We start from the raw sequence: 11,893 nt of genomic DNA on the forward strand, positions 1-11,893 counted from the left end.
CCAAGCCATCTCACCCCGAAGGAGAAACCCCCGTATGTACGCCGACCCGCCCGCCCCCCAGCCGCAGCGCCCAGGGGAGACCCCGCCGACCGCGGGCACCGCCGGGGCCCTGGAAGGCCAGCCGCAGGCCTGGCAGTTCAATCCCGACTACCAGCGCCTGGTCACCCTCTGGCAGAGCGTCCTGCCCATGCTGGAAACCCTCACGGGCAGCCTCGACAAGGCCTACCAGATGGCCCGCAGCCCCCAGACGTGGGACGCCCCGGTGGGTGCCCGTTATGTCGAGGACATCGGCGAGTGGCGTACCAGGCTGCGCCTGTACAGGCAGGCGGTGCTGACGGCGATCAGCGACCAGGCGGCCGACACGCCGCGCTGGATCCCGGCCGCCTCGGCGACGCCGCGTGCCTTCTCCTGACCTGAAGCCGGGCATAAAGTGATGAAGTGGGAGAGACTCCCTTCTACGGGCCCGACTTCCGTCGCCTCCAGAGCCAGGACCCCGACGTCGCCAGGGTCCTGCTGGACGAGCTCGCCCGCGTGCGCGGCGGCATCCAGCTGATCGCCAGCGAGAACTTCACCAGCCCCGCCGTACTGGCAGCGCTGGGGTCCACGCTGACCAACAAGTACGCCGAGGGCTACCCGGGCAGGCGCTACTACGGCGGCTGCGAGGTCGTCGACAAGGTGGAGTACCTGGCGATCCAGCGCGCCAGGCGGCTCCTGGGCGCCGAGCACGCCAATGTGCAGCCGCATTCGGGCACCAGCGCCAACCTGGCCGCCTATGCCGCGTTGCTGCAGCCCGGTGACACCATGCTGGCGATGGACCTGGCCCACGGCGGCCACCTGACCCACGGCTCGCGGGTGAACTTCTCCGGCCGCTGGTTCGACGTCGTCTCGTACGGCGTGCGGCGCGACAGCGAGCTCATCGACTACGACGAGGTTCGTGACCTGGCGATCCGCCACCGTCCCAAGGTCATCGTGTGCGGCGCCACGGCCTATCCGCGCCTGATCGACTTCTCGGTCTTCCGCGGTATCGCCGACGAGGTGGGCGCCTGGTTGCTGGCGGACGTGGCGCACACTATTGGGTTGATGGCCGGTGGCGCCATCCCGTCCGCCGTGCCGTACGCGGACGTCGTCACCTTCACCACGCACAAGGCGCTGCGCGGTCCGCGCGGCGGGGGCATTGTCTGTACGGCCGAGCTGGCCCAGCGGATTGACCGGGCGGTTTTTCCGTTCATCCAGGACGGCCCTCAGATGCACACCATCGCGGCGAAAGCGGTGGCCTTCGGCGAGGCCCTTCAACCGGAGTTCGCGAGTTATGCCAGGAAAGTCGTGGTGAACGCCCAGGCGTTGTGCGAATCATTGGCGGCGGAAGGCATGCGACCGGTGGCCGGGGGTACCGACACCCATCTGGCGTTGATCGACCTGCGAGGGTCGGGAGTGACCGGGGCGGAGGCTGAGCGGAGGTGCGCGCAGGTGGGTATAACCCTCAACAGGAACGTGATTCCGTACGATCCGGAACCCCCGACGATCACCTCGGGCATCCGGGTCGGCACGCCCTGTGTGACGACGCAGGGTATGGGTCCTGAAGAGCTCGAAGAGGTGGGCGCGCTCGTCGCCCGGGCCGTCCGTAATCGGGAAAGCACGGATGTCACACGGACGAGGGTTTCCAGTATCGTAGCCATCCACCAGCCGTATCCCAGCGATTTATAAGCTGAGTCTGTGTCCTTTTCCGGTCACAGCAGGCCGGAGCATCCGGGAGACTTGGGTTCGTGCGCGAATACCTCTACATGGCGCTTGTCGCGGCGGTGGTGACCTTCCTGCTGGTCCCGTTGGTCCGCAGGTTCGCCATCCGCATCGGCGCCATGCCGGAGGTTCGCGACCGCGACGTCCACACGACGCCGACCCCGCGGCTCGGGGGTCTGGCGATGTACGGCGGGCTGGTCGCCGCCCTGCTCACCACCCACGAACTTCCTCACACCGGTCCGGTGCTCGCGGCCAGCAACACCGTGGTGGCGCTGATCGTCGCGGGCGGCATCATCACCTTCACCGGCTTCCTCGACGACTGGTGGGGGATGGACCCGTTCATCAAGATGGGCGGGCAGATCGCGGCGGCCGGCGTGCTGGTCTACAACGGCATGCGGCTGACCTACATCCCGCTGCCGCGTGACTGGGGACCTCCGCTCTTCCTCGACGACCTGTCCAGCGCGGTGATCACGATCCTGGTGATCGTGGTGATCATCAACGCGGTCAACTTCGTCGACGGGCTCGACGGCCTGGCGTCCGGCATCGTCTGCATCTCGGCCATGGCCACCTGGGCCTACTCCATCCGGCTCGACCAGGTGCTCGAAGACAACCGCATCAACGTGACCGCCGCCGTCATGGCCATCCTCATCGGCGTGTGTCTCGGCTTCCTGCCGCACAACTTCCACCCGGCGCGCATCTTCATGGGCGACACCGGGGCGATGCTGCTCGGCCTGGTCCTGGGTTCCTCACTGATCACGGTCACGTCGGCCGCCGATCCCGAGCTGATCGTCGACGTGAACAAGTTCGGCGCCCTGATCCCGCTGCTGATCCCGCTGTCGGTGCTGGTGCTGCCGCTGATCGACCTGGTCACCGCGGTCGTGCGGCGCACCTCGCGCGGCATGTCGCCGTTCGCGCCCGACCGCGGCCACCTGCACCACCTGCTGATGGACCTGGGCCACTCGCACCGCCGCTCGGTGCTGATCCTCTACGCGTGGACGTTCCTGTTCGCCTTCGGGCTGACGGGCATGTCCGTGCTCGGGGTGCCGGTCATCTTCTTCCCGCTGATCATCGTGCTCGCCGTGGGCGTGCTCATCCTCATGGCCGCGCCCCGCTGGCGGAGCAAGGGCTCGCACCACGCGCCCCGCGGCCCGCGCTGGCGCCGCCGGGTCTCCCCGGAGGAGGACGACGGTGGCCCGCCCACCGGTCCGATGCCTCCCATCAGGGCAGAGTCCACCGCGCTGCGGTGATCAGGCCTTGATCGAAAACTAGAAACGGCAGGTAAAAGCGGTCATCCCAGAGCTTGTGATATCTTTCACGAGCAGGGGTTCCCAAGCCCAAATGGAAGCAACCGCTCGCTTGACAACTGTTTCTGGAGACCACATGCAGGCCAACGACGTGCGCGTTCTGAAAAGCGCCGCGCTGCCCACTCTCGTGGTGGGGGCGGTCACGGTCGTGGTGGCACTCCTGATGGCGGGTGGCAAGGGCGCGCTCGGCGCGCTCCTCGGCACCGTGCTGGTCGGGGTTTTCTTCAGCATCAGCGTGGTAGCCGTGTCCTATGCCTCACGCATCTCGCCCCAGGTCATGGCCATGGCGGCGATGGGCAGCTACCTGGTCAAGGTCGTCGTCCTGATGATCGTGCTGCGCGCGTTCGGCGACACCACCGCCTGGAACCCCAAGGCCTTCGCCTGGGCCGTCGTGGTCTGCACCATCGTGTGGACGGCGGCGGAAGTGCGTGCCTTCGTCAAGACCAAGATGCTCTACGTCGATCCCGACGCGGGAAAGTCATGAGCGCGGGTAAAGTGACGGGGCCCGATATGACTAGTCCTTCTCCTCCCTGCTATCGTCGGGCGCGCGATGAGCGAACAGGAACGCAGACCGGAAGACGACGGTCGCGACTTCGCCGACGCCGCATGGTCAGCTCCCAGCTACGTTCTCTCTGGAATAGCGATCTACGGCGGACTCGGCTGGTTGCTGGACCGTTGGCTGGGCACGTCCGCGCTCTTCCCCATAGGCGTTGTTCTGGGGGTCGTCCTCTCCGTGTATCTGTTCTACCGGAAGTACGGTCGCTAGCTCAGGGCTGCACCCTTGTGACCACCTACCACCTCGAAGGGAACGCCGCGTGAATGCGCTGACGCTCCTCGCCTCCGACCCGGACAAGTTCACGCCTCCGACACCGCAAGAGCTGTTCGAGCTGCCTCCCATCGGCGGCATTTACTGGCTCACCAAGCCGGTCATCCTGGCGGTGCTCACGTCCATCATCGTGATCGTGTTCTGCTGGAGCGCTTTCGCCAAGCCGAAGCTGGTTCCGCGCGGCATCCAGAACGTCGGCGAGATCGGCTACATGTTCGTTCGCGACCAGGTGGCCAGGCCCTTCCTGGGCAAGGACGCCGACCGGTGGATGGGCCTGCTGCTCAGCATGTTCTTCATGATCTGGGTCTGGAACCTCATGGGGGTCATCCCCTTCATCCAGTTCCCGGTCGCCTCCCACATCGCCTTCCCGGCGGTGCTGGCCATCACGGTCTACGTGATCAAGATCTTCCTGGGCGTCAAGCACCAGGGTGGCATCGGCTACTTCAAGAACATGATGTTCCCTCCGGGCATTCCGAAGGGCATGTACGTCCTGCTTGCTCCGCTCGAGTTCGCCTCGAACATGATTCTCGCGCCGTTCACGCACATGGTGCGACTGTTCGCGAACATGTTCGCCGGCCACATGCTCCTGGCCTTCTTCAGCATGGTGGGCTTCTGGTTCCTGTTCGAGAAGCTCACGCCCCTCGGCGCAGCCGTGGGCGTGCTCGGCGTCGTCATGACGATCGTGTTCACCGCCCTGGAACTGCTGATCCAGTTCCTGCAGGCGTACCTGTTCGCGATGCTCGCCGCCATGTACATCGGCGGCGCACTGCACGCCGAGCACTAGACCACCCGAATAAGTGTCCAGACCGGTTGAAAGACGATCGACCGGCCTACCAGAAAAGGAATCACCGCAATGAGCGTTCTCGCTGAGGTCTCCGGCAACGTCACCGCCATCGGTTACGGCCTTGCCGCCATCGGCCCCGGCATCGGCGTCGGCATCATCTTCGGTCAGGGTGTGCAGGCCATCGCCCGCAACCCCGAGGCCTACGGTCTGATCCGTCAGAACATGCTCCTCGGCTTCGTTCTCACCGAGGCCCTCGCCCTGATCGGTCTGGTCGCGCCGTTCATCCTCGCCGGCGTCTGACCGATCACCGACGAACCTGACGAAAGGCTGCATTCATGACACTGGCAGCTAAGCTCCTCGCCGCGGAGGAGGGGGCCTACAACCCCCTCATGCCGCACACCTACGAGCTCGTCATCGGCAGCTTCGCGTTCGCCGTCGTCGCCTTCTTCCTCATCAAGGTCCTCACCCCGCGCATCCAGAAGACCCTTCAGGAGCGCACCGAGGCCATCGAGGGCGGCATCCTCAAGGCCGAGAAGGCGCAGGCCGAGGCCGCGGCTCTGCAGCAGCAGTACCGCGAGCAGCTGAACGAGGCACGCACGGAGGCCGCGCGTCTTCGTGAGGAGGCTCGCGAGCAGGCCGCGCAGCTGAAGGCCGAGCTCCGTGAGGAGGCGCAGGCCGAGGCCCGTCGCATCATCGACGCGGCGCACGCGCAGATCGAGGCGGACCGCCAGCAGGCGTTCTCGCAGCTGCGCACCGAGATCGGCCGCCTGTCGACCGACCTGGCCGGCCGCATCGTGGGCGAGTCCCTCGAGGACGAAGCCCGTCAGCGCCGCACCATCGACCGCTTCCTCGACGAGCTCGAGGGCTCGGCCCCGGCGGTGCGCTGATGCGCGGTCTGAGCAGAGCTTCCCTGGCCACGGTCGAAGAGCGCTTCAACGCCGTCGCCGGCTCGGCCGACCTCGGCCGGCTGGCCGACGACCTCGACGCGGTCGTGGACCTGCTGGACCGCGAGCACGGCCTGCGCCGTGCGCTGTCGGACCCGGCGCGCCCGGCCGAGCAGAAGGCTCAGACCGTACGCGCCCTGCTCGGCGGCAAGGTCAGCGACGCCGCGGTGGAGACCACCGTGGCAGCCGCCGAGGCCAAGTGGTCGAAGGCGAGCGACATGACCGCCGCGCTCGAGCGTTACAGCGTGGTGGCATCGGCCGCGGAGGCCGAGTCGCAGGGCCGCATCGACGAGGTGGAGGACGAGCTCTTCCGCTTCGGCCGCATCGTGGCCGCCAACCCCGAGCTGCGTCGGGCACTGGCCGACCAGGCCGCTCCCGTGCAGGGCAAGCAGGAGCTCCTGCGAAACCTGCTCGGCGGCAAGGTCGCCCCGTCCAGCCTGCGGCTCATCACCCAGGCCGCCGTGCACCCGCGCGGGCGTAGCCTGGAAACAGGGCTGGAGGAGATCGGTCAGCTCGTGGCTCAGCAGCGCCAGCGACTCGTCGCGGTGGTGCGCAGCGCGGTCGAGCTCACCGATGCGCAGAAGCAGCGCCTCGCTGCGTGGCTGCGCAACTCCTACGGTCGTGACGTGCACCTGAACGTTGAGGTGGACCCGCGAGTGATCGGTGGATTCTCGGTCCGCGTAGGCGACGAGATCATCGACACCACGATCGTGGGTCGTATCGAAGAAGTCCGCCGCCGGTTGGCCGGCTAAGGCGATTGAGGAGACGAAAGAGAGATGGCGGAGCTTACGATCCGGCCGGATGAGATCCGGGACGCGCTTGAGCGCTTCGTCCAGGCGTACGAACCGGAAGGCGCCGCGCGCGAGGAGATCGGGACCGTCGTCGACTGTGGCGACGGTATCGCCCACGTCTCCGGACTGCCCTCGGCGATGGCCAACGAGCTGCTCGAGTTCGAGGACGGCACGCGTGGTCTGGCGCTGAACCTCGACACGCGCGAGATCGGTGTCGTTATCCTGGGCGACTTCAGCAAGATCGAGGAGGGCCAGACGGTCCGCCGGACGGGCGAGGTCCTGTCCGTGCCCGTCGGCGACAACTTCCTCGGCCGCGTGGTCGACCCCCTCGGCAACCCGCTCGACGGCAAGGGTGCGATCGAGGCCGAGGGCCTTCGCGCCCTCGAGCTGCAGGCCCCTTCTGTCGTGCAGCGCCAGCCGGTGAAGGAGTCCCTCGCCACCGGCATCAAGGCGATCGACGCCATGACCGCGATCGGCCGTGGCCAGCGTCAGCTGATCATCGGTGACCGTGGCACGGGCAAGACCGCCATCGCCGTGGACACGATCCTCAACCAGCGCGAGAACTGGCTGTCGGGCGACCCGAGCAAGCAGGTTCGCTGCGTCTACGTCGCCGTCGGCCAGAAGGGCTCGACGATCGCGCAGGTCCGTGGCCGCCTGGAGGAGGCGGGCGCGATGGAGTACACCACCATCGTCGCCGCTCCGGCCTCCGACGCCGCGGGTTACAAGTACCTCGCCCCCTACACCGGCTCGGCCATCGGCCAGCACTGGATGTACCAGGGCAAGCACGTCCTGATCGTCTTCGACGACCTGACCAAGCAGGCCGACGCCTACCGCGCCGTGTCCCTGCTGCTGCGTCGCCCGCCGGGCCGTGAGGCCTTCCCCGGCGACGTCTTCTACTTGCACTCGCGCCTCCTGGAGCGCTGCGCCAAGCTCTCCGACGACATGGGCGCCGGGTCGATGACGGGTCTGCCGATCATCGAGACCAAGGGCAACGACGTCTCGGCGTTCATCCCGACCAACGTCATCTCCATCACCGACGGCCAGGTCTTCCTCGAGACCGACCTGTTCAACGCCGGTGTGCGCCCCGCCATCAACGTCGGTATCTCCGTCTCCCGAGTCGGTGGTTCCGCGCAGGCCAAGGCGATGCGCAAGGTGGCGGGCACGCTCCGTCTGGCCCTGTCGCAGTACCGCGACCTGGAGGCCTTCGCCTCCTTCGCCTCCGACCTCGACGCCGCCTCCAAGGCTCAGCTGGAGCGTGGTCAGCGTCTGGTCGAGCTGCTCAAGCAGCCGCAGTACTCCCCGTTCTCCCTGGAGCGCGAGGTCGTCTCGGTGTGGGCGGGCACGACCGGTGAGCTGGACGAGGTTCCGGTCAGCGACATCCGTCGCTTCGAGTCGGAGTTCCTCGACTACGTCAACAGCGGCCACAAGGGCATCTTCGACACCATCCGTGAGACCCGTGAGCTCTCCGACGACACGGTGACCGCGCTCAAGGGCGCCATCACCGAGTTCAAGAAGGGCTTCACCACCTCGTCGGGTGAGCTGCTGGTCCAGGACGAGCCGGTCGCGCCGCTCGACAAGGACGAGGTCGGCCAGGAGAAGATCCAGAAGGTCGTCCGCAAGGCGGAGAGCTAGGCCGATGGGAGCCCAACTCAGACTGCTGAGGCGGCGGATCAAGTCGGTCAAGTCGACCGCCAAGATCACCAAGGCCCAGGAGCTCATCGCCTCTTCGCGGATCGTGAAGGCGCAGCAGCGGATGGCGGCGGCGCTGCCGTACGAGCGTGAGATCACTCGCGCCGTCACGGGCGTCGTCAGCAACACCGTGAGCGTCGATCATCCGCTGACCGTGGCCAAGGAGAACCCCTCCAAGGCCGGCGTGCTCATCATCACCAGCGACCGCGGTTTCTGCGGCGGCTTCAACGCCAACCTGCTGCGCGAGGCGGAGGCCCTCAAGGGTCACCTCAACGAGCGCGGGCTGGAGACGGTGCCGTTCGTGGTGGGCCGCAAGGGCATCACCTGGCACTCCTTCCGCGGGCGCGAGATGGGCGGGCAGTGGGACGGGTTCTCCGACAACCCCTCCTACCGCAACGCCAAGGAGATCGCCGACACGCTGATCGAGTCCTTCAAGGACGAGAACGGCATCGACGAGATCCACATCGTCTCGACGGAGTTCGTCTCGATGCTGACGCAGAACGTCGTCATCAAGCGCGTGCTGCCGCTGGAGATCGAGGAGACCGAGCCGTCGGAGTCCGTCGCGATTCCGCCGTACTACGAGTTCGAGCCGACGGCCGACGAGGTGCTCAACACGCTGCTGCCGCGCTACGTGGAGTCGCGCATCTTCAGCGCGCTGCTCCAGTCGGCCGCCTCCGAGCACGCCGCTCGTCGCCGGGCCATGAAGTCGGCGACCGACAACGCCAACGAGCTCGTCCGGGTCTTCACCCAGGAGATGAACAAGGCTCGCCAGGCCGAGATCACCCAGGAAATCAGCGAGATCGTCGGTGGCGCGAACGCGCTGGCTGACGCCGCAGCGGGGAAAGAGTGAAATGACTGCAGAGACTGTTGAGACCACGACCGGCACCGGCCGCGTCGCGCGTGTCACGGGCCCGGTCGTCGACGTGGAGTTCCCCGTCGAGGCCATGCCCGACATCTACAACGCCCTCAACGTGGACGTCGTCCTCGGCGAGGAGACCAAGAAGCTGACCCTCGAGGTCGCGCAGCACCTGGGTGACAACCTGGTCCGCGCCATCTCCATGCAGCCCACCGACGGTCTGGTCCGCGGCGCCGCCGTGACCGACTCCGGCGCGCCGATCTCGGTGCCCGTCGGCGACGTCGTCAAGGGCCACGTGTGGAACGCGCTCGGCGAGTCGCTCGACGTGCCGACCGCCTCCCTGAAGGTCACCGAGAAGTGGGGCATCCACCGCCCGAGCCCGGCCTTCGACCAGCTCGAGTCGCGCACCGAGATGCTGCCCACCGGCATCAAGGTCATCGACCTGCTCACCCCGTACGTGAAGGGTGGCAAGATCGGTCTGTTCGGTGGCGCCGGTGTCGGCAAGACCGTTCTGATCCAGGAGATGATCCGCCGAGTCGCGCTGAAGTTCTCCGGAACCTCGTGCTTCGCGGGCGTCGGCGAGCGTACCCGTGAGGGCAACGACCTCTGGCTGGAGATGGAGGAGGCCGGCGTTCTCAAGGACACCGCCCTCGTCTTCGGCCAGATGGACGAGCCGCCGGGCACCCGTCTGCGCGTGGCGCTGTCCGCCCTGACCATGGCGGAGTACTTCCGCGATGTGCAGAAGCAGGACGTGCTGCTCTTCATCGACAACATCTTCCGCTTCACCCAGGCCGGTTCCGAGGTCTCCACCCTCCTCGGCCGTATGCCGTCCGCCGTGGGTTACCAGCCCACGCTGGCCGACGAGATGGGTGTGCTCCAGGAGCGCATCACCTCGACGCGTGGCCACTCGATCACCTCGATGCAGGCGATCTACGTGCCCGCGGACGACATCACCGACCCGGCGCCGCACAACGCCTTCGCCCACCTCGACGCTCAGACGGTTCTGTCCCGTCCGATCTCCGAGAAGGGCATCTACCCGGCGGTGGACCCGCTCGACTCCTCCTCGCGCATCCTCGACCCGACCGTCGTCGGCGAGGAGCACTACGCGGTGGCCCAGGAGACCAAGCGGATCCTGCAGAAGTACCGCGAGCTCCAGGACATCATCGCGATCCTCGGTATCGACGAACTGTCCGAAGAGGACAAGGTCACCGTCAACCGGGCCCGCCGTATCGAGCGTTTCCTGTCGCACCCGATGTACGCCGCCGAGGCGTTCACCGGCCAGCCGGGTGAGTTCGTGCCGCTGGACGAGACGATCGCCTCGTTCAAGGGCCTGTGCGAGGGCAAGTACGACCACCTGCCCGAGCAGGCGTTCTTCATGGTCGGCGGCATCGAGCAGGCCGAGGCCAAGGCTCGCGAGCTGTCCAAGTAGGCTGCGCTGAGGTGCCGGATCCGTCCGGCACCTCACTGATCAGGAAAGGAACCTACGACAGTGGCGAAGCTACGAGTAGGTGTCGTCTCACCGGAGCGTGAGATCTGGTCGGGCGAGGCCGACATGGTGATTGCCAAGACCGTCGAGGGCGAGATCGGTATTCTTCCTCGACACGCACCCGTTCTCGGCGTGCTGGTCGAAGGCGGCATCCTCAAGGTCAAGCGCGAGGGTGAGGCCGACCTCGTGGCCGCGGTTCACGGTGGCTTCATCTCCGTGGCCGACAACGAGGTCTCCGTGCTGGCCGAGGTCGCCGAGCTCGGCTCCGAGGTCGACGTGGCGGCCGCGCGTGACGCCTTGACGCGGGCCCAGGCCTCGATCGAGGCCAACCAGGACGACGCCGACGCGGCGATCGAGGTCAAGCGTGCCCAGGCCCGGCTCCGGGCCGCGGGCGAGGAATCCTGACCTTCGCTCGGCCGGGCCGGACAACTGAAGAGGTCTGACGACTCAACCGAGAGGGCGGCGATGACGGCGGCACTGACGATCACGATTTCGTGTGTGCTGCTGCTCGCCGCCTTTCTGGTCTTCCGCGCCATCATGCTGGCCAGGGGCACGCTGCCCTGCCGCCTGCAGGTCAAGGGGCACGGCTGGCGCCGGGGAGTGGCCCGCTACGCCGCCGGTGAGCTCCACTGGACGCCGCTCCTGGGTGTACGACTGAGGCCGCGCCACGCGATCGCGAGGCGCGGCCTCGTCGTTTCCGGCCGCCGCCAGCTCGACGACGGCCTGTGGGCGATCGATTGTGTGTCGGACCGGGCGGAGGTGTCGCTGGCCATGAGCCACGACGCGCTCACCGGCTTCCTGGCCTGGCTGGAGTCGGCTCCTCCCGGCGCCTACCTCGACGTCTCCTAGCGGGTCCCGCCGGGCTTCCAGAGGATCTCCGTGCCGTCGTGGGCGACGCGGCACAGGATGAACAGCAGGTCCGAGAGCCGGTTGAGGTATTTCGCGGTCAGCGGGTTGACGTCGTCGTGGGCCTGCAGTGCCGCCCAGGCGGTGCGTTCGGCTCGCCGTACGGTCACCCGGGCCAGGTGCAGCTGCGCCGTGGCGGCGTCGCCGCCGGGCAGGATGAAGCTCCGCAGCGGCTTCAGGGCGGCGTTGAAGGCGTCGCACCGGCTCTCGAGCCACTCGATGTAGGACGGCTCCACCCGCAGCGGCGGGAACTCCGGATTCTCCACGACCGGCGTGGCCAGGTCGGCGCCCACGTCGAACAGTTCGTTCTGCACGCGGACGAGCACCTCGGCGATCGCGGGGGACAGGGTGCCGAAGGCCAGGGCGATGCCGATGTGCGCGTTGGCCTCCTCGACGTCGGCGTAGGCGGCGAGCCGTACGTCGTTCTTGGACACCCGGCTCATGTCGCTCAGGCCCGTTGTGCCGTCGTCGCCGGTGCGGGTGTAGATGCGGGAGAGGACGACGGGCTTGTCCTTGTCGGCTCGGGTCATGAGCCCACCCTAATGACAAATGTCATCCGAGTCGGACGCA

The 11,893-nt window shown here is 67.3% G+C and carries 15 protein-coding genes; 14 read left to right on the top strand and 1 reads right to left on the bottom strand.

The genetic code is table 11. The features are described 5' to 3' along the window. Positions 1–34 precede the first annotated feature (34 nt). The 14 genes from HNR30_RS21805 to HNR30_RS21870 all read left to right on the top strand — a co-directional run bounded on the left by HNR30_RS21805 (position 35) and on the right by HNR30_RS21870 (position 11,266). Positions 35–412 carry a hypothetical protein gene (locus HNR30_RS21805; RefSeq protein WP_181611742.1) on the top strand — a complete coding sequence of 126 codons (378 nt, stop codon included), beginning with the start codon at positions 35–37 and terminating at the stop codon, positions 410–412. A 26-nt stretch (positions 413–438) separates the two neighbouring features. After that, on the top strand, positions 439–1,704 hold the full coding sequence (gene glyA / locus HNR30_RS21810) for a serine hydroxymethyltransferase (RefSeq protein WP_181611743.1): 1,266 nt from the start codon (positions 439–441) through the stop codon (positions 1,702–1,704). A gap of 59 nt (positions 1,705–1,763) precedes the next feature. Continuing rightward, positions 1,764–2,984, top strand: a complete 1,221-nt coding sequence (locus HNR30_RS21815; protein WP_181611744.1) for a glycosyltransferase family 4 protein — start codon at positions 1,764–1,766, stop codon at positions 2,982–2,984. Between the two features lie 133 nt (positions 2,985–3,117). Then, positions 3,118–3,525 (top strand): Cg1360 family ATP-synthase-associated protein, encoded by a 408-nt coding sequence (locus HNR30_RS21820; RefSeq protein WP_181611745.1) that lies wholly within the window; start codon positions 3,118–3,120, stop codon positions 3,523–3,525. Between the two features lie 66 nt (positions 3,526–3,591). Beyond that, the gene (locus HNR30_RS21825; protein WP_181611746.1) at positions 3,592–3,807 is read left to right on the top strand and encodes an AtpZ/AtpI family protein; all 216 of its coding nucleotides are present in this window, start codon (positions 3,592–3,594) and stop codon (positions 3,805–3,807) included. A gap of 49 nt (positions 3,808–3,856) precedes the next feature. Then, positions 3,857–4,651: a F0F1 ATP synthase subunit A gene (atpB, locus tag HNR30_RS21830; protein ID WP_181611747.1), complete on the top strand. Its 795-nt coding sequence runs from the start codon at positions 3,857–3,859 to the stop codon at positions 4,649–4,651. Between the two features lie 69 nt (positions 4,652–4,720). Continuing rightward, positions 4,721–4,951, top strand: coding sequence for an ATP synthase F0 subunit C (gene atpE, locus HNR30_RS21835; protein ID WP_181611748.1), 231 nt, complete (start codon positions 4,721–4,723; stop codon positions 4,949–4,951). Positions 4,952–4,986: 35 nt separating this feature from the next. After that, a complete protein-coding gene (locus tag HNR30_RS21840) occupies positions 4,987–5,538 on the top strand; it encodes a F0F1 ATP synthase subunit B (RefSeq protein WP_181611749.1) in 552 nt (183 codons plus the stop codon). Next, positions 5,538–6,347: a F0F1 ATP synthase subunit delta gene (locus HNR30_RS21845; protein WP_181611750.1), complete on the top strand. Its 810-nt coding sequence runs from the start codon at positions 5,538–5,540 to the stop codon at positions 6,345–6,347. The genes HNR30_RS21840 and HNR30_RS21845 overlap by 1 nt, the downstream gene beginning before the upstream one ends. Positions 6,348–6,371: 24 nt before the next feature. After that, positions 6,372–8,018, top strand: coding sequence for a F0F1 ATP synthase subunit alpha (atpA, locus tag HNR30_RS21850; protein ID WP_181611751.1), 1,647 nt, complete (start codon positions 6,372–6,374; stop codon positions 8,016–8,018). Between the two features lie 4 nt (positions 8,019–8,022). Further along, a complete protein-coding gene (locus tag HNR30_RS21855; protein WP_181611752.1) occupies positions 8,023–8,925 on the top strand; it encodes a F0F1 ATP synthase subunit gamma in 903 nt (300 codons plus the stop codon). A gap of 1 nt (position 8,926) precedes the next feature. After that, the gene (gene atpD / locus HNR30_RS21860; protein WP_181611753.1) at positions 8,927–10,360 is read left to right on the top strand and encodes a F0F1 ATP synthase subunit beta; all 1,434 of its coding nucleotides are present in this window, start codon (positions 8,927–8,929) and stop codon (positions 10,358–10,360) included. Positions 10,361–10,420: 60 nt separating this feature from the next. After that, a complete protein-coding gene (locus tag HNR30_RS21865; RefSeq protein ID WP_181611754.1) occupies positions 10,421–10,822 on the top strand; it encodes a F0F1 ATP synthase subunit epsilon in 402 nt (133 codons plus the stop codon). A 60-nt stretch (positions 10,823–10,882) separates the two neighbouring features. Beyond that, positions 10,883–11,266: a DUF2550 domain-containing protein gene (locus HNR30_RS21870; protein WP_181611755.1), complete on the top strand. Its 384-nt coding sequence runs from the start codon at positions 10,883–10,885 to the stop codon at positions 11,264–11,266. Here HNR30_RS21870 and HNR30_RS21875 read toward each other — a convergent pair. Continuing rightward, positions 11,263–11,853: a cob(I)yrinic acid a,c-diamide adenosyltransferase gene (locus HNR30_RS21875; RefSeq protein ID WP_181611756.1), complete on the bottom strand. Its 591-nt coding sequence runs from the start codon at positions 11,851–11,853 to the stop codon at positions 11,263–11,265. The two genes, HNR30_RS21870 and HNR30_RS21875, sit on opposite strands and share 4 nt — an antisense overlap. Positions 11,854–11,893 lie beyond the last annotated feature (40 nt).

Origin of the sequence: Nonomuraea soli (assembly GCF_013761175.1) — a bacterium.
Classification (GTDB): domain Bacteria; phylum Actinomycetota; class Actinomycetes; order Streptosporangiales; family Streptosporangiaceae; genus Nonomuraea; species Nonomuraea soli.